Here is a 23,517-nt window from a genome sequence, read left to right as displayed (position 1 = left end):
TATCAAAAAGTTCTAAAATTTTGCAAGAATAATATACATCAGAATGAATATATGAACATTGAGTCTCATATTTCCTCTAGCTTAAGAAAACTGCGTAAGGAAGGTAAGGTTATTAATAACCGAAACTCCTGGTATTTAAAAAAAGAAAAGAGTAGTTAAGAGGCGGTGCAACCACCTCTGCTTTTCCATGTAAGGCGATAACAAATCTAAGTTTTTTAGGAGGTAAGGATTTGCGTTTAGTAACTTTTCAAAATAATAATGCAGAAAAAATAGGTGCCGTAATTGATAACAGAATCATTGATCTTAATAGCTCCTACAAACATTCCCTGGATGGACAGGATATTGCACGGAGCCAGGAGATAGCAGATTCGCTGCTTCCATCTTGTAGTGTTCAATTTCTAGCAGGTGGAACTGCGAGTAAAAAAGCGGCTGAACAGGCAATAGAATTTGCATTAGAAAATCAGGAAACTATCAATGGATTAGTTCATGATCTTAAAGATGTAACTCTCAAAGCTCCTATTACAAAACCCGGCAAAATCCTTTGTGTGGGACATAACTATCGAGAACATATATTAGAAATGAAAAGGGAAATCCCTGAACACCCTGTCGTCTTCGCTAAGTTCAGCAATGCTGTAAATGGACCGAATGATGAAATTCCACTGCCTGCCATTACTACACAATTGGATTATGAAGCAGAATTTTCCTTTGTAATCGGAAAAAAGGCAAAAAATGTAACTAGAGAAGATGCCTTGGATTATGTTGCGGGCTACACGATAGTTAATGATGTTACAGCAAGAGATCTGCAAAGACGCACATTACAGTGGTTTCAGGGCAAAAACCTTGATGGCAGCGCGCCGATGGGACCATGGCTCGTCACAACTGATGAAATTCCTGATCCTGCCGGATTGGATATCTCACTAACCGTAAACGGTGAACTTAGACAAAAGTCTAACACGGATAACCTTGTATTTGATGTTCCATACTTGGTTGAATTTCTGTCACATATCATGACTTTGGAAGCTGGGGACGTTATTTGCACCGGAACCCCAGGAGGTGTAGGCTTCGCAATGCAACCGCAAGTATTTTTGAAAGATGGCGATGTTGTAAAAGTAGAAGTTGAAAAGATTGGCGCAATAGAAAATAAGGTAAAAGAAATAAAGCAAGGAGTGGTCATTTCATGAGTAAAACGGTCGAACAATATAAATCTGAAATTGAAATTGAAATCGATCAAATAACGAAACTGGTCGATGGTATTTCTGATGAGAAATTATTCTGGAAGCCCAGTGAGGATGAATGGTCAATCGTGCAAGTCTTGGCCCATGTTGAGGAAATTTTAAATTACTGGGTAGATGAACTGAACAGAGTTATCTCAACTCCAGACGCTGCTTGGGGAAGGGGGTTTGACGATCCTGCTAGGTTAGATGCGGTAAGACAAGCCCACACTAGGTCATTCCCTGAAGTTATGGAGGGAATAGGAAAGGCAAAAAATAAAGTTTTGACAGCGTTCAATGAGTATAAAGAACAAGATTTGTCCATTGAAGCCCCCCACCGAAATCCAAAGTTTGGTGTTAAGAACATGCATTTCCTGGTGGAGCACTTTATTGTTGAACATTTAGAAAAACACATTACACAAATAAAGCGCGTACAAAAACAATTTGATGAAAACCATACAAACGTTTAACCAGACCTATTATCGCAAAAAAAAACGGTTTTGATTATTATCATTTTTAATAAATAGGCTATGCTAAAGTTCATTTCTGATTTTGCCACTATGTTGATTGTAGCGGAAGGTGCGAGACTCCTGCGGGATAAGCGTGTTGAGGGAGACCCCACAGGCGTACAACGCCGAGTAGACTCCCTAACCGCCCGCGGAAAGAGAGCGCCTGGAGCAGAAATCAACAGACGAGTTTAACAGAGTGAATAAATAAAAGGAGGTATACATGAATGGCAGAAGCAAATGCTTTTATGCAAAGTCAAGAAGTTAAGGATTTTAATGAGGAATTGGCAAAGCACAATCTTGGACCTCTATGGAGCGCGATTCCTGTATTGGCAGGAAAAGAACCAAAGCCGCAAGCAATCCCATTTTTGTGGAAATGGGAAACTATTTATGATCAATTAATGAAAGCAAAAGATATTTTCACTCCAGATCGAGGCGGAGAGAGACGAGCCATCTATTTGCAAAATCCTGGACTAAAAAATCGCGAACCATGGGGATGGGGATCAGCTACTAATACGATTTATGTAGCTATCCAGCTAATATTACCGGGTGAAGTGGCTCCTTCGCATCGCCACACTCAAAGTGCCCAGCGATTTATCACACACGGCAGTGGAGCATATACAATCGTTCAGGGTCAGAAAATCATCATGGAAGAAGGAGATTTCCTCACCACACCTGCCGGACTATGGCACGGACATGGACACGAAGGAGAAGGCCCAATGATGTGGATGGATACACTCGATATTCCGTTAATTTATTTCCTTAATGGAAATTTCTTTGAAGGACATCCAGATCATATTGAAAAACCATCTACTCCAGACGATTATTCCATTAAAAGATATCAAGGCGGGATGGTAAGGCCGATCAGTGACCGTAAGCCAAGCATTGCACCGTTAGCTTCCTTCAAGTGGTCACAGGTAAATGCTTCATTAGAAGGATTAAGCGAGTTTGAACCAGATGAGTTTGATGGTTATGCAGTAGAGTACATCAATCCTTCAACAGGAGAAACAGCTAATCCAAATATCGCTTCCTGGATGCAAAAGTTGCCTGCAGGCTTCCATTCGAAGGCGCACCGTCATACTAGTTCATCTGTGTTCCAGGTATATAAAGGATCTGGTTATTCTGTAATCAATGGTGTTAAATTCGAATGGTCACAAGGTGATTATTTCGTTATTCCTAACTGGGCTTGGCATGAGCATGTGGTTACTTCTAAAGAAGATGCATACTTGTTCTCAGTTCATGACATCCCTGTCATCGAAAAGTTTGGGCTTCAACGGGAAGAAGAATATCAGGAAAATAATGGACATCAGGAAATTAAGAGTGAGTTCGTTCCTGAAGCGGTTCCTTCTAGATAATAAAACAAAATATGCTTAGAGCTGTTGACCGAATCGTTAGCAGCTCTTAAGTTTATTCAACTTCACAAAACACAGTGCCAACTCGATTTAAGTAATCGCTTAGAAACATGCATTGAACGGTTACATCACTCGTATAGAATAATTGTGATCAATACAAGTGATGAAAAAGGTAGGTTAATTTATGTTCAGACAACAAAAAAAGGGTAATGATTCTTTGCATTATGGATGGATTGTTGTCGGGGTTACCTTTATTGCGATATTGGTTGCTTCGGGGATTCGTTCAGTAACGGGAGTGTTGATGCTCCCATTGGAAGAGGAGTTTAAATGGAGCAGGTCTATAATCTCCTTCGCATTTGCTGTTAACCTGACTTTATATGGATTTTCAGGTCCTTTCTTCGCTGCCGGAATGGAAAAATTCGGAGTGAGAAAGATGATGGTCTCTGCTATGGCTGTACTGGTTTCAGGAATGCTTTTGAGTCTGGTAATGAATGAAATATGGCATCTAATGGTCATTTGGGGAATTATCATCGGGCTTGGGGCTGGCGTATTTCTAACTGTCCTTTCCGCTACAGTGGCTAACCGCTGGTTCGCTAAGAAGCGTGGTATGGTTCTGGGAGTACTGATGGCTGCTACTGCTGGAGGACAAATGATTTTTCTGCCATTGCTTTCTTATGTCACTGGGCTATATTCCTGGAGGATTTCCCTGGCTATCTTCGTTGTTTTAGGGATCGTCATGATTCCGATAATTTTTTATATGATGAGAGATTACCCCTCCGATAAAGGCATCTCACCCTATGGGGCTGATCCTACTGAAGTGAAAGTATCAAGAACAAGTAAAAAGAATCCTATAGCAACAGCATTTGAAGGATTATGGATGGGTATCCGTTCTGTCCCTTTTTGGTTATTGGCAACAAGCTTTTTTATCTGTGGTGCTTCGACGGCGGGCCTTATTGGTACGCATTTTATACCCGCATCAAGTCATCATGGGATACCGGAAGTACATGCCGCCAGTATTTTTGCTTTTATGGGCGTCCTTAATATAATAGGTACAATCTTTTCCGGCTGGTTGTCGGACAGATTTGATAATCGCTGGCTGCTTTTTTGGTATTATGCGCTTCGAGGCATAGCTTTGCTTATCCTCCCATATGCACTTGAGTCACAATCCTATCTTATGTTAACAGGCTTTGCTATATTTTATGGTCTTGACTGGATTGCGACCGTTCCTCCGACGGTCCGTATTGCCTCGGATCATTTCGGAAATGAATGGGGTGCTGTGATTTATGGGTGGCTGTTTGCCGCACATCAATTAGGTTCTGGTGCTGCAGCATATCTTGGTGGATTTATGTTTGAACTGAATCATAGCTACACTTTAACTTTTATTACAGCTGGTGTCCTATGTATTTTAGCAACTCTTTTTGTTCTTGGAATTAAAAAGACACAAAAAATCGAGGTTGCAACCCAGCCGAACGTTTGACTCTACAGAAAATGATTGTTGTGAAATTTCACTCTCACAATACTCCTTTTCAATTTGATTATAAATAAAGCATTCTGAATTGTTTGTAATTTTATATATAATATGCCATAATAAAATCAACATTAGTGAATACTATTCACTTAACGTTAACAAACCTCAAGAAGATATCATCTATTACTTCGTAACAAAGTAATTAACAAGGCGGTTACTCCCCAATAAAAAGTGGGGCAAAATGTTTTTGTTGCACCTCTTCAAATTGTCAGTTTACTTTTTTGACTTATGTTTCAAGCATATTAGTTCTAATGCGTTTTGGTTTAATGAAAAAAATTCGGAGGCTACAGAAGGTGATTATTATACTTTTTCGGATTTGAATTTTATAACAATTGGGAGAGTGATAGAATGGCGCAGAATTTAAAAGAATTTTATGAGGATGTAGTCCAACATAACTTTTGTCCATTGTGGGAAGCAGGGCCAACGACGATTTCAAAGGAACCTGTAACTAAGGTAGTTCCTTATTTATGGAAATGGGAACTTATTAAAGAAAAACTGACTGAAGCAGGCAAGCTAATCAAGCCTGGAGAGAAAGGAAGCGACCGACGGGTATTAATGCTCCAAAATCCAGGGCTTGCAGATATTGGCTGGAGAGGAAGCACTACACAGACACTCACTACAGCCATTCAAATGATCATGCCTGGCGAGAAAGCGCCTTCACATAGGCATAGCCAGACCGCACTGCGTTTTATCATCGAAGGAGAAGGAGCATACACAGTTGTAAATGGAGAAAAAGTTGCTATGGATGAAGGCGACTTTTTATTAACTTCAAGCTGGTGCTGGCATGAGCATGGCCATGATGGCGCTGAACCTATGTTCTGGCTGGATACATTAGATATTCCGTTCGTTAACGCAGTAAATGCCGGTTTCTTTGAGGCAGATGAGCGTACTTATCAGCCAGTTGAATTTCCTGAAAACTATTCCATTAGAAAATATGCGAACGGGATGGTAAGGCCAATTCAGGACCATAACGCTGAGCAGAAATATCGCTCTCCACTTGCCAATTACAAATGGGATAAAACACAAGATGCCCTGGATTCATTATCCGACTTTAATCCAAACTCTTACGATGGGGTCTGTATCGAGTACATTAATCCGAACAATGGCGGTAGCGCTAATGAACATATCGGTACATGGATGCAAAAACTGCCAGTTGGTTTTCACTCTAAAGCTCATCGGCATGTGCATAGCACTGTTTATCATGTTTTCCGTGGTTCTGGATATAGCATAATTAATGGAACGAAATTCGAATGGAGTAAAGGAGATGTATTTGTCGTACCTACCTGGGCATGGCACGAACATGTCAATACTTCAGAGGAGCCTTCCTATTTGTTCTCTATTAATGATTTGCCGATTATGGAATTACTAGGGTTTGAAAAAGAACAGGAACATCCGAAGGGTAACCAGGAAATTAAAGATGTCTTTCAACCTAACATTCTGGTAAAGAGTAAGGAATAATAAGAGCGGCTCAATGATCTGCATATTGGTAAGATGATTCTTTTCCTGAAAAAAGCATAGGCTGATAATGATAGTAAACTATGTTAAGTATTTATTTGCACGAAATCAACTGGAGGTAGAAGAAATGAAATTTGGTTTAGACTTGTTCCCTGACCGTGGACCTAAAACGAAGTCTGCGGAACAATATTTTTACGAAGCATTGGAACTAACCGAACTTGCTGACAGTCTGGGTTACGAAAGTGTAAAAATGGTGGAGCATTATTTTTATCCATATGGTGGATACAGTCCAAATCCACTGATTTTCCTTGCAGCTGCTGCATCTCGAACCAAAAGAATGAGGTTGATTACTGGATGTGTTTTACCGGCATTTTCTCACCCATTAAAGCAGGCTGCCGAACTTGCGATGCTTGATGCAATAAGCGGTGGCAGGCTTGACGTTGGTTTTGCACGCGCTTTCATTCCTGGTGAATTTGATGCTTTCGGTGTTTCCATGGATGAAAGCCGTGACAGGTTTAACGAAGGAGTTGAGGCTGTATTACAAGCTTGGAAGGGGGAACACTTTTCTTTTAAAGGGAAGTTTTATCAGTGGGAGGATGTCCAATCACTGCCAATCCCTACCCAAAAGCCTCATCCCCCTGTTTGGCAGGCTGTCGTAGCAACACCTCAGTCTTATGAAGAGGCTGGAAGGCTTGGCCGGAATCTGATGGTTGTTCCTTATTTGGCCGATTTCGATGTGCTGGAAGAACATATTGAATTATACCGGAATGCTTATCGGAACAGTGGACATGGCGAGCCGACCAAAGACAATATAATGATGGTCCTACATACTTATATTGCGGATACGACTGAACAAGCATATGAAGACACACGCGACTGCATGCAGGAATATGTGGAAGTATTTAAAGAAGCCGCATCCACCTGGAATAAAAAGGTGTCAAGTGACTATAAAAAATACAATGCACTTCCTTCGATGCTTGATGCAATGACTTTTGAAAAAATTGTCAGTGAAAAACGCGCTGCCATTGGTACTGCCGATGAAGTTTATGAAATCATAAAGGAGGTCACTGATCGCTTCGGAGTAGGGCACCTAACGCTGCAACAGCATTTCGGAGGTTTGGAATTCATTAAGGCTAAAAAGAACATTGAACGTTTCGCTGAAAAGGTAATGCCGAGATTTAATCAAAAAGAAGAGACAGTTGAATCCTCTGTTAAAGTAAATGCATAAAACGCAGGAATTGGGTGGAGAACAACATGAAGTTTAGTTAAGAAAGACCCTGATTAGTGATGCAGAAAACTTTGTAAAGGATAAAGGTAAGAGATTGAAATAATTGGATACTAATAGATTAAGTAAAGAATAGCTAAGCACATTAAGGGAGGATGTCTGTGAAAAAATATTTTATTAATACAGTTGTGTTTGTAATGATTGTATCATTGCTTGTTGCATGTGGCGGTGGAGAAACACAAAAGACCAGTTCAAGTTCAGGTGGAGAAAAGAAAAAATATGCACTCAAGCTAGGGAACATAGCTCCTGACAAGCATGTATGGAATGAAAGCGCTCTCGTATTGAAAGAAGAATTAGCAAAACGCTCCAATGGCCGTATTACTCTTGACCTTTTTCCTAATGCCTCATTAGGGGGTGAGCCTGATATGATTCAGCAGGTCCAATCCGGTACGTTAGATATGGGATTCTTTACAGTTGCTGAGCTTTCAAATCATGATGAATCTTTTAGTTCCTGGTTTATGCCGTTTATCATGAAGGATCATAATGATGCATTTGATATGGCTCAAACGGATGAAGCGAAGGTACTCTTTGACAATCTCGAAGGAGTACAAGGGTTAGGCTATGTTTTTGCCGGGATGAGGCACGTCCTCACTAAAGACGTTGCTGTAACTAAACCGGAAGATGTGAAAGGAATGCCTATACGTGTCTCTCCAAGTCCATCGATTACAGACTGGTGGAAACTACTGGGAGCAGGTCCTACCCCAGTTCCGCTGCCAGAATTGTATACTGCATTTCAAACAGGAGTCGTTGATGCAATCGACATTGATCTGGATGCCTTAATGTCAGGCCACTATTATGAAGTGGGCAAAGAGTTTACTCCAATGAACCATATGGTCTGGCCAGGTGGTATAGTGATGAACAAAGCCCTGTATGATGGAATGTCAGATGGGGACAAAAAAATTATTAATGATTCAATAGATGCTGCGATTAAGCATAACCGTGAACTGAACATTGAGCGGGAAAAATCCAACCTTGAGGCTTTCAAGGAAAAGGGAGGCAAGGTGAATGAAATAGACATAGAGCCTTTCGCGAAAAAGGCCAATGAAATTCACTCGAAGTATTCTAAAAATGAGCAAATTAAGGCGTTCATTGAAAAAGCAAAATCTGTAAGTGCAGACTAAGCCTAGTAGTAAATAAAGAGAGGTAGCAATATGCAATCAAAGGACAATGTCGTGAAAAGTGGTGTGTTGAACAAAATCAATAAAGGTTTGGAGCAATTTGTTAAATCTTTGATTGTGATCAGTGTCGGGGCTATGAGCCTCGTCCTGGTCATTGCTGTAATTTGCAGGTATATTTTAAAATCCCCATTAGTAGGAGCAGATGAGCTTGCTATTTTATTATTATCCTGGATAACGTTTCTGGGTGCATCCCTGGCAATCCGTAGAAATGAAATGGTTTCTGTTACTATCCTAACCGATATTTTTCCTAAAGAGATTAGGAAAGCAGTCGTGATCATAGTGCAGATCCTAATCATTACGTTTTCAATTATTATGTTATTTTATGGATACATTTGGATAAATTCGACCAACGTATTAGCGGCGACATCATCTGCATTACATATCCCTATGTGGGTTCCTTATTCCATCTTTCCTTTTTCTATGCTTGTTATCACTATTTTCAGTCTGGAAAATATTAAAAATCTAATAATTAATAAATAATCTATAATGTGTGTAAATTCCTAAAAAGGATGATAAATGATGCTCATCGTTATCGGATTTGTTGTACTCCTATTCTTAGGAATACCTATTGCATATGTACTAGGAATTACAACTCTGCTATATATCTTATCAATAGAAAATCTTGCTTTGCTTGCCTCAGCCCCTCAGCGTATGGTTAGTGGTGTTTCTAATTATGGTCTGCTGGCTATTCCTCTTTTTGTACTTGTAGGAGAAATCATGAACCAGGGTGGGATAACGACGCGCTTAGTCGAATTCGCCAAAGTTTTGCTTGGTCATCTTCGCGGTGGTTTGGCTTATGTAAATATAGTAGCCAATATGTTTTTAGCGGCCATCATGGGTTCTGCAAATGCACAAACAGCAATGATGAGTAAAGTTATGGTGCCTGCCATGGAAAAAGAGGGATATAAAAGGGAATTCAGCACCGCGCTAACTGTGTCATCCGCACTCATTGGCCCAATTATCCCACCCAGTATGGTGTTCATTATATACGCTGTAACTGCGGAGGTTTCTATCGGAAAGATGTTTATGGGTGGCATTATACCTGGAATAATTCTTGGCTTAGGGTTTATACTGCTGGTTTACTTCATTTCATTAAAAGCGAATTTTCCGAAGACGGAAAGAGCCAGCATTAATAGGATCGTTAGGTCGTTTGTGTCAGTTCTTCCAGCTTTGTCAATTCCACTAATTATCATAATCGGAATAATGTCCGGAGTTTTTACAGCTACTGAATCAGCTGCTGTTGCTACTTTTGTTGCCTTAGTCTTGGGCAAGTATTTTTATAAGGAACTAAAGTTCAGAGACTTGCCAACGATCTTTATCAACACAGCAGTTAATTCTTCGGTTGTTACTTTTATCATCGCAATGGCAACCATATTCGGCTGGGTATTAACCTTTGAGAGAATACCGCAACTGGTAGCCCAATCTCTGATTAACTTCTCGGATAGTCCAATTGTATTTTTACTGTTGTGTAATCTATTGTTTTTGTTTATCGGTATGTTCATTGAGGGAATTGCAGCAATAATAATATTGGTGCCAGTGTTATTACCAGTGGCAGTGTCTTTCGGTATCGATCCGGTGCAATTTGGGATCATACTTTGTATTAATTTGACCATTGGATTAATTACACCTCCGGTTGGGACTGCAATGTTCATTGCTTCATCCATAACTAAGGTGAAGATGGAAACGCTATCACGAGCTTTAGTCCCATTTTTAGTTGTCGCTATTATTGTATTAGCGTTGGTGACTTATGTACCTAAGCTTACACTTTGGATTCCAGATCTTGTGTAACACTTTAATATTTGCAGGACCATACTCTTACATTGGAGTATGGTCCATATCTTTTATATTGGGAAGTATGTTGAAATATGAGCTTCCATAGGGAGATGTTCAAGTTGAAGCGTGAATCAACACAGCTTGCGTTAATAGGGTTAGCCTTATTGGTTTGCATGTCCCTCTATTTTTTGATCCCTGATAAAATACTAGCACATTCTCCAAGATTGACCCTATCTTTTGTTATCATGGCAATCATTCTTTATGCCCTGCAGCTTTTGCCTAGCGGGTATACCAGTATTGTAATTCTAATGTTATTTTCAATCTTTGATCTTGCCCCTCCTAATGTTATCTTTTCACTATGGTTAAGCCCGATGATATACTTAGTGATTTCTGCTTTCTTCCTGGCAAAGGCAGTAGAAAAGAGCGGACTCGCACAACGGCTTGCTTTATACATGTTCAGGCCATTTGTAAAAAATTATAGGACGCTGATTATCCTTATATATGGGGTCGGGATCATTTTTAGCCTAATCATACCACATCCATTTGCAAGAGCATTTATCATGCTGGCTATCGTTAAATCGATATGGGATCAAATGGAGCTTTCAAAAGAAGAGCGTGCTTCAGTGGGGCTATCAGTTTTCGTGGCAGCTTCTGTAAATTCATTTATTTTTTTGACAGGCGACAGTGTTTTAAACATTTCTACTGCAGAGCTTGCAGGTGAAGCCGTGACTTGGCTGGGCTGGTTTATCCTAATGGGACCTCCGTCAATAGGTTTAAATATTTTGGTTTGCCTAACACACCTGTTGGTATTTCGCCCAAAAACAAAGAGCCAGTCCCTTGAATTTAAAGACGATCAAATTTCTATTAAACCTATGAATATGGAAGAGAAGAAAGTGCTATTTTGGCTTACGCTGGCAATTATTCTTTGGGCTACAGATTTGTGGCACGGAATACATCCAGCTTGGGTTGGGGTAATAGCCATTACTGGCCTAGCGATGCCCAGGATTGGAGGTTTATTAAAGGCTGAAGACTTTAAAGCAGTTCCAATTGACATATTATTTTTCATGACTGCAGCATTGGCAATTGGGAATGTAGTTGTACATACGACATTAAGTGAAACCCTTGCGAATTGGATCATGCCAGATTTAGCATTAGCCAACCCGATGCTTATCGGACTATTGTTAACAGCCATAGGAATTTTCATACACTTTTTTGTAGGCAGCGCCTTTGCTCTGATCAGTCTATTGATTCCCATATTCGTAACATATTTAGAAGCTTTTTCAATCGAGCCGATGGTAGGGGCCATGATCATTTATTTATGCTCAAAAGCGCAGTGGTTTTTCCCATTTCATTTAATGGACGTCATGATTGGTTTAGGTGAAAAAAATGGGGGTTATACACAAAAACCAGTCGTTATTCTGGGAAGTGTAATGATTGTACCTCTTTTAATTTCAGTAGCCTTATTTTATATTCCTTGGTGGCAGTGGATTGATGCTTTTTATACAAAATAATGGCTGCCGGATTTTTTGATGCAATGATACTAGCGCTTATTGAAGCGAGAAAAAAAGAAGAATGGCAGCTTAGGGGAATTAGGGTCCAGTGTAGCAGGAAACAATAAAGAAACTGTAAGATTAGGAGGTAGTTTTATGGATTTTAATCTAAACAATAAAAATGCGATTATTACAGGTGGAAGTGCGGGGATTGGCCTTGCAATTGCCCAGGCATTTGTAAAAGAAGGAGCAAATGTAATTATTGTTGGCCGTGAATTGGAAAGATTAAAGAGGGCTGAAGAAGAGATAAAGAAAGTAAGATTAAATGATAAATGCAGTGTTTTTACGATAAGTGGAGACTTGTCAAAGAAAGAAGATATCAGCAACGTCATTGAAAAAACTGTATCGCATTGCGGAAAAATTGATATTTTAGTTAATAATGCAGGTTCAGCAAGAGCTGGTTCTTTTTTTGATCTGACTGACCAGGATTTTGAAGAAGCATGGAACCTAAAGTTTCTTGGTTATATTCGTATGGTAAAAGGAATAGCTCCTTTTATGATAAAACAACGAGATGGCAATATAATAAATATTATAGGGATTGCTGCGAGAAATCCATCTGCTACTTTTCTTCCAGGCAGCACAACCAATGCTGCCATACTAAATTTTACAAAAGGGTTATCAAAAGAGCTGGCAGCACATAACGTTCGGATAAACGCCATTTCTCCAGGGGTTACAGCAACAGAAAGGGCAGAAAGGCTCGCGATTCAAAGGGCACAAGCAAAAGGTATTTCTTTACAGGAAGAAAAGGAAGGAGTATATTCCTCTATACCTTTGAGAAAATATGTAGATCCTGATGAAATTGCAAAAATGACACTCCTGCTATGTTCTAACAGTGTATCATCTATAACAGGTACAGAATTTATCATTGATGGTGGGCAAACAACAGGGGTCTAGAATTTAATTGAACCCTTTAGCTTAAGACTCTTGGAACCTGATCTGTTATAAATCAGCGTAGGGAAGTGGAGTTTTGGTTAATGAGGGTCTTTGGTTTTTCAAAAACTAAGCCACTTTCTTTGCAGTATTAGGAAAGTGGCTTTTTTGCAAATGTAGAGGGATACGCTTCTTGTACGGAAGGGTTTTTTCCTAAAAACTGTTTTTTTTGTACTTGTACACAGGGGTAATTGAGCAGATTCTTCTTGCATCGAATTCTTGTCAGGTGAGATAGGTTCAGTGCGAGAGCAGGAAATACATGAGTTATCAAAGGAAGTCCGGTAGGCGGCCGATGATATTTGGGAAGCAAGCATTAACCACCCATTTGTGAAAGGGATTGGGGAAGGCACATTATCACTTGAGTGCTTTAAATTTTATGTCATGCAGGATGCCTATTATTTATCCCATTTTGCCAGAGTCCAAGACCTTGCAGCAGCAAATGCAGAGGACTCCATACTACTTCAAGAATGGCGGCACATACCCAAGGAACGTATCAGGCAGAATTGGCCTTGCATGAAATGTTTTCAAAACTGCTTGGGATTACTGATGAGGAAAAGGAGAAATTCTTTCCTCCCCCGACTGCCTATTCCTATACATCACATATGTACCGGGCTGCATTAACCGTTCATATCGGTGACATTATTGCCTCTTTGCTTCCTTTAAGCAGCATGGCTATGGGGATTATCGTCAACCTGTGCATTACCGGGCCTGGAGGGCTCGCTGGGCCGATCATTGTGAATGAGGTGCTTAAAGGAAATGCTTCAGCGTTAAGTTTTGTGCAGGGAGCTATTTCCACCGGAATGGTTCTGGGCGGTTTTATGATTGCTTTATGGAATCCAAGAAAAAAGAGGGGGAAAATTTCGTTAATCTGCTTGTTTATCATGGGATTTGTCTTTATCCTTTTTGGCCACGCCGGATCGTTATGGCAGCTCATCGTGATTACAGGAACGATCGGATTTTTAATCGCTGCCGGAGATATTCCTATGAGATCACTTATCCAGGAAAATACTATGCCAGAGCAAATGGGCAGGGTTCAGGGCATTAATACTGCTGCTTCTAACGGTTTAGCACCATTATCATTTGCTTTTACTTCCTTGCTGCTGTCTATAGGAGTATCAATCAGCTATATTCTAACCTTTTGCGGAGCTTTGCTAATGGTATATACAATGTTTGGCTATTGGAAGTTTCATGCTTAGCGAAATGCGGATTAATTTAACGATAAACAAAACCAACTGGACAGTTTGATTAAAGCTGCATTCCATAAAGTTCAAAATTTCCAGGAAAGTGCATAGTCGCCAATTTTTCATGTAACGAATGATTCATTAATCACGTCAAATGTTTGAAAAGAGAAAATAAGAGGTGGTTAATATGAAAAAATTAAGTCTTGTTTTTATAATTTGTTTATCCCTTGCACTTGCAGCATGCGGAAATACGGCTAAACAGGAAGTAAAGCAAAAAGAAACCCACACTGAAGTAAAGGAAAACAAAGAGAGCAGCAGCGATACTGAGAAAAAGGAAATTATTAAAGAAGAGGCTGCCTATTCAGGACAAATTGATGGGAATTCGATTGAAGTAATTACTGATTCAGAAACAATGGCACTGCAACTAGGAGAAGTAGAAGGAATAGATTGGAGCAGCATTGAGGAAAAGGCACCTGTTATAATCAGCTATTACAAAAATAATAAAGGCCAAAATATACTAACGAAATTTGAAATCACTCACTCTCAAGAAAATAATATAGAAAAAAGTAGCCAGGATGCTGCAGCAAAAAAGGCTAAAGTCATAAGGACGGAAGGGATATACACAGGCCGGATCGATGGCAATTCGGTAGAAATAAATACAGGCAATGAAACATTAGGTTTGCAGGATGGGATGGTTAAGGATTTTAACTGGGACGGCATTCCAGATAATTCACCTGTTATCATCGAATATTTTATAAATAATGAAGAGCAGTACGTTTTAACTTATATTGAAATGAAGATGGAAAAGCAGGAGGACATCATCAAAGCAGAAGGGGCTTATGCCGGTAAAATTGACGACATTACCATTCATGTAAATACGGAAATGGAAACTCTGCCACTGCAAATTGGAAATGTGAAGAATGTTGATTGGGAGAGCATTCCTGAAAATGGAAGGGTTATAGTGTCCTATTATAAAAATGAGAACGGCCAAAATATGTTAACAAGTATTGATGTAAAATAAACATCCCTTTTCAAACATCTATCACCACATTAGCCCACCCTGAATATAGTATGGGTGGGTGGTGATAACAGTGAATACTAATCTTTTTCAAATCTATCAAATGGGCAATATTTTAAAATTAAAAATGAAAGGTGAAGTTCGTTTTTTGCCTTTTTATCTTTTCGTGGACCAGCATTGTATCGGACAGTTTTACCCGCGTTCTGAGATGTACTTTGATACAAGCAGTTTAGGTAATGGAACCCATCGTCTTACGGTTTCGGGATCTTTCCTGCAAAACAAAGAAGCAATAGGGTATGTCAATCGATTTCAGTTTAATAGTGATACGTCGAGGAATCTTGGGCAGGACTTTAAGCCGGGAGATATTCTTGTTGCAAGTGACAATGTGAATGGATTCCCCCCGGGTTATATGGGACACTCAGCAATTGTTGTAGACGATAGCCATGTTGTCGAGGCTATAATTATTCGTCCTTACATCAAAAAAGACACGATTGAACAGTTTACCGCTGCCCATCCGCTATATGCCCATTATCGCCCTAAATCAGATGAAATGGGAAAGGGAGCGGCAAATTTTGCTCTTTCATATTTTGCCGCCTTTCAAGACAATGCAGCAAAAGGAAAGAAAAATCCTGTCTTTTCTTTTACTGCGAAAACTCCGCTGGATGACCTATGGGAATCCATTTACTGTTCAAAACTCATATGGTTATCCTATTACTATGGAGGTCATTACAAGTTTTATAATGATTATTTTTTATTTTCACCTGAAGATTTAGAAACAGGTTTAAGCCAGGATGAAAACTTTACATTGATTTACAAACATCATGATTTTGCTTTTCATCTTAATACATGACTATAACAAGCCCATGGTTGGAGACCTCGGGCTATTTTTCTTTTCTAGACTCATACCCAAACAAATCAGTTGTATCGGTCATATTGTAAAAAGGTACGATAGACCATAAATATTTTTGGAGGGGTATTTCCATGAACACACAAAATAAATTAGCGCAGCATTTAGGAAAACTGAATTATTATTTTCAAAAAATGAAGCAGGCACAAGATCTGAACACATACCATCATTACGTAAAGAAGGTCAGAAAGCATTGGATGAAGGGATATGAGAATTGGGAGCTGATGGGGATGCCGTTTCTGCAGTTCAATCCATTTTTGCAAATGAATCCTCATCTGGAATTTAACCCGGAAACAGATATTGAAATTAATCCAAATTTTGAATTCAATCCTATGACACAAATCAATCCCGAACTGGAAATCAGCCCGATGACTCAAATTGAAGTTAGCCCGAAGACACAAATCAATCCAAAAGCTTACCTCAATTTTGATCCGGATCTTAATATTAACATCGGTAACAATAATCAAAGGGAAGAAGAAGCAGGAGAAGAAGTATAGAAGTAAAAATCAACCTCATCACAGAGGTTGATTTTTTTATTGAGAATGCGCGTAAGGGTTACAGGATGATTCGATTGAGTACTAAGCACTTTTTACTTGTAAAAATCCGGCATGCTGGAAAGCAGAAAAGGGGAAACGAGGCATCGGTTGAAACAAATTGGCAGCTTGTGAACCTGCAATCCACTGCACGAAGATTGCAGGCTGCTGCACTGGTGTTGTAAACGGTTTGCCACTTTCTTCTTTTAGACGTTTTTCGCATTTATTATGTATAGAAATTTTCCCTTGGTTTTGTGAGTAAAAGTGAAATACCAATTTTTTTGCAGATAGTCAAGTAATGAAGCATTGTCAGCAATACTATACCAGCATTCATTCCAACTATAATCCCCGCCATATTCAATGATGGCTGCGAGCCAAGTGCGAACATGACAGAAAAGGAAATGATATGGGACCATACTGAATGGAGAAGAGCATCTTTAACCAGCCCCAGACCTATTAAATAAGCCTGCATTGGGATAACCAGGAAATGGAAGAGGAAATACGGCCATAAAAGCTTTAAATAGAGTGCTGCTGCAGAAGAAGAAAAAAACAGGGCTGTTAAGGGCTCTGCGAATATATACATGGCAAGAACAGAAGGGATTCCGTAACACATCGTAAACAGCATGGACTGCTGGAGAAGATTTCTTAATTTTTCCATATCCCTTTTTGCATATGCATCTGAGACGTTTGGGATGAGCATAATCATAAGGGAATGGGCGATAAATGCCGGAAAAAAACCAATCGTCATCGCCACTCCGGTCAGCATTCCAAAATGCTCCGTCGCTGTTAATGCACCAAAGCCTGCAGAAATAAGAACAAACTGGATTAGAAACGGCTGTACCGCATTGGTTATAGCATGGAAAATGCGCAGCCCCACAGTTGGCAAAGAAACGGCGAGCAGCTTTTGCCGGGCGTTTTTTCCTGACATTAGTGTATGAGGCGATTTTTTCATAATTTGAATGTGGATGATAAACAGGCTGATCAGGTAAAGGAATACAATTAATTCACTTCCAATTAAGGCGCTGAGAGTGACAAACAGCGCTTTTTCCTGATCATAATCAAAAAAATGAAAAATAATCAAAAGCATTCCAAATTGAAATATTTTTCTAAGAAAATTAGAAAAAGCTATTTTTCCCATCTGCTGCACGCCGATAAAATATCCTTTCGCGATGGAAGAAATGGCGGCAATGGGAATCAAACCAATTAAAAGCCATTTTACATATGGATGGTATCCAGCCAAAACAGACGGAAAAGATAGGAGCAATACAGTAATGCCAGCAATAGCCAGCATTACAAATACGGCTAAATGAAAGGCATGCTGAAGAAAATGATAATGGAGATTGCGGTTATTCTCAGCGATAAACTTGGAGATCGATATTGGCATCTCCAGGCTGGCAATGACCATTACCATGATAACAACCGGCAATATTGACATATAAAGACCCATTCCAGATTCTCTAAGCTCCCTGGCAAGTATCATATTGACAAAGAACTCTATACACTCACTGAAAAAGGCGGCAACGATTAAAATGATGGTTCCTTTGAAAAAGGAATTCATGGTGTCTCACTCCCTAATTACAATGTTTACTTTAAAGGTATGAGACAAACTGTCCGATTATTTTAAAAATTGTTCTGTAAATAGGAAAGAGCTGGCACAGCAGGTGCCAGCTCAGGGAAATTATTTATTCTGATTGTTATTATCCATTTCGTCAGTATCCTGACTTCTAACATCCTGCCTGACAGGTGCCAATTCTTCTGAGGCCTCCGTCTGGTACTGGTTTCTCTCAACATTCCCGCCTGTTTCTTCAGCTTGCATTGGGTCAATCCTTGCAACAATCTTATGGTAAAGGAATTCCATTAAAGTAACAGCTATGGCAGAAACTAAGGAAGCTGTGATTAAATCGTCTTCATAGGTAATGTAGTTGCTCAGCCATAAAACAACTAGGAATGCTATACCAAAATCAGCAGCTGAAGCCACAGAGTTGTTTGTTCTAGGTAATATCAGCAAATCGCCGATGATATAGCCAGCCAGCGTCAGTACAAAGGTAATCAGCAAAACATCTGTGAAAGAATAGTTAAAAAATGCTCCCAAGATGATGCCCAGCAAAATGAAGGTTGCGACAAATTTTATCGCATAAGCCATTAGATGTTTCATTGTATCATCTCCTTTTGTGTTATTTTGGCTCTTGGCATCTGAAATATTCGGCTGCTTCGCCAATAATGAGGCGTATACCCGCTGGAAAGGTTTTTTATAAAGCCTTCCACACATAAAGAAGGAATTGAGAATCCGGGAATCATTCTATTCACTTTTTTACCTAAACATGTTTATAATAAATAGGAGATATTAGGACCTAGTCTTTATTACTGCCATAAATCGAGGAGATTATAAATGAGAAAAAGAGTTGTTATAACAGGGATTGGAGCTGTAACACCATTAGCAAACAATGTATTTGCGGCCTGGGAAAAAATCAAGGCCGGCATTTCAGGAATTACACGCATGACCCGGATTGATGTGGAGCAGTTTAATGTAAAAGTAGCGGGGGAAGTAAAAGACTTTGTCCCGGAACAATACGTTGACGGAAAAGAAGCACGAAGAATGGGCAGGTTTTCACAGTTTGCAATTGCTGCAAGCAAGATGGCTGCTGAAGATGCGGGTGTTATAGTAGGAAAAAATATAGCTCCGGAACGGGTTGGAGTATGGATTGGGTCTGGAATAGGGGGATTGGGAGAGTTTGAAGAGCAGCATAAGCGCTTCATGGCCCGAGGCCCTAAACGTGTGAACCCATTCACTATCCCGATGTTTATTCCTGACATGGCAGCAGGCCGGGTTTCCATTGAATTGGGGGCTAAGGGGATTAATAATTGCTCTGTCACGGCCTGTGCTTCCGGTGCTAATAGTATTGGTGATGCATTACGGGTCATTCAAAACGGAGAAGTGGATATGATGATTGCAGGAGGGACCGAAGCCTCGATAACCGAAATGAGTGTGGCTGGTTTTTCCAACATGACCGCATTATCAACAAATCCTGATCCAACAACGGCTAGCCGTCCGTTTTCGAAGAACCGTGACGGTTTTGTCATTGCAGAGGGTGCAGGAATTGTTATTTTGGAAGAAATGGAACATGCACTCGCACGCGGAGCAAAAATATACGGAGAACTAGCCGGATACGGAGCTACGGGGGACGCTTACCATATTACTTCTCCAGCACCTGATGGGGAAGGTGCCCAGCGCGCTATGGGACTTGCATTGAAGGACGCCGGCATTATTCCCGAACAAGTGCACTATATAAATGCCCATGGCACCTCAACCCAATACAATGACCTGTATGAAACCCTGGCAATCAAGGAAGTGTTTGGCCCGCATGCTTACCAATTAGGAGTAAGCTCAACCAAATCAATGACAGGGCATACACTTGGTGCCGCCGGTGCAATTGAAGCGATTTTTTCCTTACTGGCCTTGAAAGAAGGCATTATGCCGCCAACCATAAATTATGACAATCCCGACGAAGAGCTGGATCTGGACTATGTTCCAAATACAGCACGCAAAGCAAACCTGAATGTTGTATTGTCCAACTCATTAGGTTTTGGCGGCCACAACGCTTCATTAGTGTTTAAAAAATACAAATAACAAACTCGCTCCCAATAGAGATCCCAAGTGAAGCATATCACTTGGGATCTTTTTGCCCGTCGCCAGCATTAAGCACACAGATACAAAGCTTATCCATTAGACTGAGAATATGTATGGGTATTTGGAGGCTCATTATTGGAAATCCTAACCGCATGTAACATGTATAATTTGTCAATAAAAGGCCCAAGAAGGATTGGATCTAAATCTGCTTTGAAATAATTTTTAGATAGTGTAAGTTGAAAAATGTTAAATATGGCTTCTGTTGATATTTTTATCAATATTTATCCAAGGTTATTTAAAGATATACTTATTGTTTTACTCGGGATTAACATTCTTTGGCAAAATCACGCTGAATGTTGTTAACTCATCATTTGATTCGCATGAAATGGAACCGCCATGCTTTTCAATAATTTTCTTACAAACAAACAGACCTATTCCTGTTCCAAGCTCTTTCGTCGTGAAAAATGGTTCAAAAATAGTTTTTTTATAATCTGGGGCTATGACTGGACCATTATTGGAAATGCTAATAATTAGTGTATCATGCGAATTTTGGCATGTGATGATTAAATTCCTGACTTTTTCCTGCTGTTTAAGAGCATCAATGGAATTCATAATCAGATTCAAAAGAACCTGCTTCAGTTCATCCTTATGGGCAGAGATAATCAAATCCTCTGGAACATCAGGTATCACATTAATTTGTGAGTCAGCGATGCTGGGATAAATAAGCTCTTGTAAATCGCTGAAAAGGTCAATTAACGATACATTTTCTCGTCTCTGTTCATTAATCTCTGCTTTTGAAGTATGAAGGAATTGGGCAATTCTAAAATTCAGCTGATTTAATTCATGTTCAATAATATCCAAATACTTAAGTTCGGGATATTCCTGTTTCAGAATTTTAGTAAAACCCATTACAGCTGTTAAAGGATTACGAAACTCATGTACAAAACTAGAAGATATTTGTCCCAGCACAGCTAATTTATCCTTATGGTTCTCGCTGATAAAATGAGTCTTTTCATTTAGCTCTAAATTTTTTCGATTAATATATTCACTAACGGCATGGTAGCAAAATTGATTGAAATATGTATTAATCTTATCTACGATCGGCTGTAAGAAATGTGAGGGAAGGTCACATTGAAAAAGCTTATCGACTATTATGCTCCTGCCTACATTTACGTTATATACAAAATCTCCAATATTAATTTCTGATTCTAGACGTTCCATGGCAACCTTATAAGCCAGCATTTTTACTTCATCTTCCGAAATAGACCCGTTTATCGCCTTCTTAATGATGTTATACATTTGAATACCATTATCAAGAATTTTATCCAAATGCGGATCTGCTTCATCAGTATAGATTTTCGCTTGCCATTCCTCCAAAAATGCAGTCTGCTGCTTTTCCAGGAGCATTAAAAGATCCTGAACATATGATTTTTGCTCTAACGATGACTCCAATTTATTTCACCACTTCCTGCAGGATTAAGGTTATCACTATTTTATATTATTTAATACTGTATTTCTCCCATTAATGACAAATTTTATTAAAAAACGCACGACAAATTTTTACAATAAACCGATTATACTTATACAAACTTTGTAAATAGATATTAGTAACACCTCTATTCATAGCATTCCAAATGTACACCACATAACATCAAAGGGCTGAGTGATGGGTATTCTCTTAAGGAGAGTTTAATCATCGCATCCTGCAAACCAAGGGTTCTAACCCACTTAAACACCGCATTTATGTTACTATCATAATCATTAAAAGGTATAAGGTGGAGAGAATATGAAGTCAATAGGAGCAATCCCTAAAAATATTTCTCTTTTGCATGCTTTAGACAGTATTGGAGAAACAATCATAATATCTGATAAAGATTATAATATTCTTTGGATGAATTCGAATGCAACTGAATTATTATCACAGGTAGCACCATTATTTGGCCTTTCTAGTGCAGAAGACTTAATCGGAGTCAATATGAACTATTTTCACCGGCATCCAGAACACCAGAGAGATATTATGGATCGCCTTTCAGGCAGACATAGAGCACGTATAAATATTCGTGATCGGTTTGTAGCGGATATTGTTATTACACCAATAGTAGAGGAGCATTCACAGGTAACTGGCTACATAGTCATGCTTATGGATGTCACAACGAAGGCAGAAGAGGATAAAGAGAAAGAAAAGCTAATAAGTGCTTTATCAGTTCCTATGATAAAAATATGGGAGAATACAATTGCTATCCCGCTTATTGGCGAATTTGATAATGACCGTGCAGACAGATTAATTTCCTCTTTATTGAAGGAAGCCGCTGCGCACAATATCCATTATGTACTTGTAGATCTTAGTGGATTATATCAATTTAACGATCAAACAAAATTTTATATTCAAAAATTGTATGATAGCCCATCGTTACTTGGGACACAGTGTATTCTTGTAGGTATAACTCCAGAATTAGCAATGGCGGCAGGGGAGTTAAATCGAAGTATACTTTCTTTCCATTCGGCGCATGCAGGGTTAAAGTTCATTTTAGATCAGAAGGAATAAGAAAAAGTTACTCTGGTTATCAGTCAAAAAAGAAGACTGCTCAATAGGTAAAACACCGTACATTAGTGAAAATGTACGGTAATAAAAATACTCTTAATGTATTTTTCGCAGGATTTTATTTTCAATACTATAACTATAACACCTTCACCTGCAATGGCTTCAATATGACCGTTATAAGATACATACAAGTATTTTCATCTATACCATAATTATTTAAGTTGCCAAAGTGGTCGGCTGCGTGCCGGATATGGTTCTCATCATTCCATTGAGTAAAATGAACAGGGGTTTTGAGATTCTTATAAAATCTCAGGAAACATGAACGCGGTCGTTTCCTTGATCGGCTATATATTCAGCGAAAAAACGGAAAACTTAAAAAAGACAGCAAATTCTTGTTTTGCTGTTTTTGTTAAAACCCGAAGAGCATTCCCATAATATTTCTTTTCCTATTTTTCTTTCTTGCTGCTGATTGATCGATAGGAAGAGGGCGTTCCATAGAACTGCTTTTTTTCATTTGCTTCTGATTAGATTCCAGCCGGGCGATTTTTTCAGATAGCATTTTTACTTGTTCATGCAGCTCCTCGATTTCACGGCGGTGCTGGAGCAGCTGGTATGAAACAACAGAATCCGCCTTTTGGTTCAGGCTATATTCAAGCTGATTTATTTTAGAAAGAAAGAAGTTTTCCGTTGTGTCTTTTTCAGGAGGTTTCGCCGATTGCTTATGAGCAAGAGCCTGAGGAAGTTTTACTTCAGCGAGAGGAATGCCCTGTTGAATTTGACTTTGGATTTGCCGCAGTATTTCGATACTTTCTTCTGTATAAATATAGTGTCCCAATTCATTACGGTCCATAGGAAGTGCGGAATGCTTGACCCACCTTTGAATCGTGCTGGTTGATACCTCTAATAGTTTTGCTGCATGTTTAGTGTCCATTTTTATCCC

Annotated in this window: 21 protein-coding genes and 1 pseudogene; 18 read left to right on the top strand and 4 right to left on the bottom strand. The window is 39.3% G+C overall.

The features are described 5' to 3' along the window. Positions 1-230 precede the first annotated feature (230 nt). The 16 genes and pseudogenes from CVD28_RS05225 (at position 231) to CVD28_RS27900 (ending at position 16,592) form a co-directional block, all read left to right on the top strand. The gene (locus CVD28_RS05225; protein WP_101591327.1) at positions 231-1,181 is read left to right on the top strand and encodes a fumarylacetoacetate hydrolase family protein; all 951 of its coding nucleotides are present in this window, start codon (positions 231-233) and stop codon (positions 1,179-1,181) included. Next, positions 1,178-1,681, top strand: a complete 504-nt coding sequence (locus CVD28_RS05220) for a DinB family protein (RefSeq protein ID WP_101591326.1) — start codon at positions 1,178-1,180, stop codon at positions 1,679-1,681. The genes CVD28_RS05225 and CVD28_RS05220 overlap by 4 nt, the downstream gene beginning before the upstream one ends. Before the next feature lie 263 nt (positions 1,682-1,944). Beyond that, on the top strand, positions 1,945-3,072 hold the full coding sequence (locus CVD28_RS05215; protein ID WP_101591325.1) for a cupin domain-containing protein: 1,128 nt from the start codon (positions 1,945-1,947) through the stop codon (positions 3,070-3,072). A 181-nt stretch (positions 3,073-3,253) separates the two neighbouring features. Then, on the top strand, positions 3,254-4,546 hold the full coding sequence (locus CVD28_RS05210) for an MFS transporter (RefSeq protein ID WP_101591324.1): 1,293 nt from the start codon (positions 3,254-3,256) through the stop codon (positions 4,544-4,546). A 399-nt stretch (positions 4,547-4,945) separates the two neighbouring features. Further along, on the top strand, positions 4,946-6,055 hold the full coding sequence (locus CVD28_RS05205) for a cupin domain-containing protein (protein WP_101591323.1): 1,110 nt from the start codon (positions 4,946-4,948) through the stop codon (positions 6,053-6,055). 124 nt (positions 6,056-6,179) lie between these two features. Further along, positions 6,180-7,280, top strand: a complete 1,101-nt coding sequence (locus tag CVD28_RS05200) for an LLM class flavin-dependent oxidoreductase (protein WP_180953966.1) — start codon at positions 6,180-6,182, stop codon at positions 7,278-7,280. Positions 7,281-7,438: 158 nt separating this feature from the next. Next, positions 7,439-8,458, top strand: coding sequence for a TRAP transporter substrate-binding protein (locus CVD28_RS05195; protein ID WP_180953964.1), 1,020 nt, complete (start codon positions 7,439-7,441; stop codon positions 8,456-8,458). Positions 8,459-8,488: 30 nt separating this feature from the next. Further along, positions 8,489-8,995 carry a TRAP transporter small permease gene (locus CVD28_RS05190; RefSeq protein ID WP_101591320.1) on the top strand — a complete coding sequence of 169 codons (507 nt, stop codon included), beginning with the start codon at positions 8,489-8,491 and terminating at the stop codon, positions 8,993-8,995. A 36-nt stretch (positions 8,996-9,031) separates the two neighbouring features. After that, a complete protein-coding gene (locus CVD28_RS05185) occupies positions 9,032-10,303 on the top strand; it encodes a TRAP transporter large permease (RefSeq protein ID WP_101591319.1) in 1,272 nt (423 codons plus the stop codon). A 104-nt stretch (positions 10,304-10,407) separates the two neighbouring features. Beyond that, positions 10,408-11,799, top strand: coding sequence for an SLC13 family permease (locus tag CVD28_RS05180; RefSeq protein ID WP_180953962.1), 1,392 nt, complete (start codon positions 10,408-10,410; stop codon positions 11,797-11,799). A 135-nt stretch (positions 11,800-11,934) separates the two neighbouring features. After that, positions 11,935-12,732 carry an SDR family NAD(P)-dependent oxidoreductase gene (locus tag CVD28_RS05175; RefSeq protein ID WP_101591317.1) on the top strand — a complete coding sequence of 266 codons (798 nt, stop codon included), beginning with the start codon at positions 11,935-11,937 and terminating at the stop codon, positions 12,730-12,732. 363 nt (positions 12,733-13,095) lie between these two features. After that, a pseudogene (locus CVD28_RS29190) lies at positions 13,096-13,964 on the top strand (hypothetical protein). A gap of 172 nt (positions 13,965-14,136) precedes the next feature. Beyond that, the gene (locus CVD28_RS05165) at positions 14,137-14,970 is read left to right on the top strand and encodes a hypothetical protein (RefSeq protein ID WP_101591316.1); all 834 of its coding nucleotides are present in this window, start codon (positions 14,137-14,139) and stop codon (positions 14,968-14,970) included. 70 nt (positions 14,971-15,040) lie between these two features. Then, a complete protein-coding gene (locus tag CVD28_RS28565; RefSeq protein WP_257985759.1) occupies positions 15,041-15,817 on the top strand; it encodes a hypothetical protein in 777 nt (258 codons plus the stop codon). Positions 15,818-15,948: 131 nt separating this feature from the next. Continuing rightward, on the top strand, positions 15,949-16,371 hold the full coding sequence (locus CVD28_RS05155; RefSeq protein ID WP_101591315.1) for a hypothetical protein: 423 nt from the start codon (positions 15,949-15,951) through the stop codon (positions 16,369-16,371). A gap of 74 nt (positions 16,372-16,445) precedes the next feature. Further along, on the top strand, positions 16,446-16,592 hold the full coding sequence (locus tag CVD28_RS27900; RefSeq protein WP_180953960.1) for a hypothetical protein: 147 nt from the start codon (positions 16,446-16,448) through the stop codon (positions 16,590-16,592). A gap of 41 nt (positions 16,593-16,633) precedes the next feature. Here CVD28_RS27900 and CVD28_RS05150 read toward each other — a convergent pair whose 3' ends face one another. After that, a complete protein-coding gene (locus tag CVD28_RS05150) occupies positions 16,634-17,965 on the bottom strand; it encodes a polysaccharide biosynthesis protein (RefSeq protein WP_101591314.1) in 1,332 nt (443 codons plus the stop codon). A 120-nt stretch (positions 17,966-18,085) separates the two neighbouring features. Next, complete coding sequence (locus CVD28_RS05145; RefSeq protein ID WP_180953959.1) at positions 18,086-18,562, bottom strand: YndM family protein; 477 nt, start codon at positions 18,560-18,562, stop codon at positions 18,086-18,088. Positions 18,563-18,796: 234 nt separating this feature from the next. Between CVD28_RS05145 and fabF the strand changes: the two genes are divergently transcribed. After that, positions 18,797-20,035, top strand: a complete 1,239-nt coding sequence (fabF, locus tag CVD28_RS05140; RefSeq protein ID WP_101591312.1) for a beta-ketoacyl-ACP synthase II — start codon at positions 18,797-18,799, stop codon at positions 20,033-20,035. A gap of 315 nt (positions 20,036-20,350) precedes the next feature. Here fabF and CVD28_RS05135 read toward each other — a convergent pair whose 3' ends face one another. Then, a complete protein-coding gene (locus CVD28_RS05135; protein ID WP_101591311.1) occupies positions 20,351-21,487 on the bottom strand; it encodes a sensor histidine kinase in 1,137 nt (378 codons plus the stop codon). Between the two features lie 334 nt (positions 21,488-21,821). Here CVD28_RS05135 and CVD28_RS05130 point away from each other — a divergent pair, with 334 nt between their 5' ends. After that, positions 21,822-22,580 (top strand): PAS domain-containing protein, encoded by a 759-nt coding sequence (locus tag CVD28_RS05130; RefSeq protein ID WP_101591310.1) that lies wholly within the window; start codon positions 21,822-21,824, stop codon positions 22,578-22,580. A 406-nt stretch (positions 22,581-22,986) separates the two neighbouring features. Here the strand turns inward: CVD28_RS05130 and CVD28_RS05125 are convergent, their stop codons facing one another. After that, complete coding sequence (locus CVD28_RS05125; protein WP_101591309.1) at positions 22,987-23,508, bottom strand: MerR family transcriptional regulator; 522 nt, start codon at positions 23,506-23,508, stop codon at positions 22,987-22,989. Positions 23,509-23,517: the final 9 nt, after the last annotated feature.

This window comes from Bacillus sp. M6-12 (genome assembly GCF_002860285.1).
In the GTDB taxonomy this organism is placed as follows: Bacteria; Bacillota; Bacilli; order Bacillales; family DSM-1321; genus Peribacillus.
Note: the sequence above shows the minus strand (reverse complement) of the source record. Positions and strands in the feature narration are given on the sequence as shown.

Excerpts from the sequence above, each read along its gene's own strand:
- CVD28_RS05210 (WP_101591324.1), top strand. The coding sequence starts at position 3,254 with ATGTTCAGACAACAAAAAAAGGGTAATGATTCTTTGCATTATGGATGG.
- CVD28_RS05130 (WP_101591310.1), top strand. The coding sequence starts at position 21,822 with ATGAAGTCAATAGGAGCAATCCCTAAAAATATTTCTCTTTTGCATGCT.
- CVD28_RS05215 (WP_101591325.1), top strand. The coding sequence starts at position 1,945 with ATGGCAGAAGCAAATGCTTTTATGCAAAGTCAAGAAGTTAAGGATTTT.
- CVD28_RS05145 (WP_180953959.1), bottom strand. The coding sequence starts at position 18,562 with ATGAAACATCTAATGGCTTATGCGATAAAATTTGTCGCAACCTTCATT.
- CVD28_RS05125 (WP_101591309.1), bottom strand. The coding sequence starts at position 23,508 with ATGGACACTAAACATGCAGCAAAACTATTAGAGGTATCAACCAGCACG.
- CVD28_RS05220 (WP_101591326.1), top strand. The coding sequence starts at position 1,178 with ATGAGTAAAACGGTCGAACAATATAAATCTGAAATTGAAATTGAAATC.
- CVD28_RS05185 (WP_101591319.1), top strand. The coding sequence starts at position 9,032 with ATGATGCTCATCGTTATCGGATTTGTTGTACTCCTATTCTTAGGAATA.
- CVD28_RS05155 (WP_101591315.1), top strand. The coding sequence starts at position 15,949 with ATGAACACACAAAATAAATTAGCGCAGCATTTAGGAAAACTGAATTAT.
- fabF (WP_101591312.1), top strand. The coding sequence starts at position 18,797 with ATGAGAAAAAGAGTTGTTATAACAGGGATTGGAGCTGTAACACCATTA.
- CVD28_RS05165 (WP_101591316.1), top strand. The coding sequence starts at position 14,137 with ATGAAAAAATTAAGTCTTGTTTTTATAATTTGTTTATCCCTTGCACTT.
- CVD28_RS05190 (WP_101591320.1), top strand. The coding sequence starts at position 8,489 with ATGCAATCAAAGGACAATGTCGTGAAAAGTGGTGTGTTGAACAAAATC.
- CVD28_RS05205 (WP_101591323.1), top strand. The coding sequence starts at position 4,946 with ATGGCGCAGAATTTAAAAGAATTTTATGAGGATGTAGTCCAACATAAC.
- CVD28_RS05150 (WP_101591314.1), bottom strand. The coding sequence starts at position 17,965 with ATGAATTCCTTTTTCAAAGGAACCATCATTTTAATCGTTGCCGCCTTT.
- CVD28_RS05200 (WP_180953966.1), top strand. The coding sequence starts at position 6,180 with ATGAAATTTGGTTTAGACTTGTTCCCTGACCGTGGACCTAAAACGAAG.
- CVD28_RS05175 (WP_101591317.1), top strand. The coding sequence starts at position 11,935 with ATGGATTTTAATCTAAACAATAAAAATGCGATTATTACAGGTGGAAGT.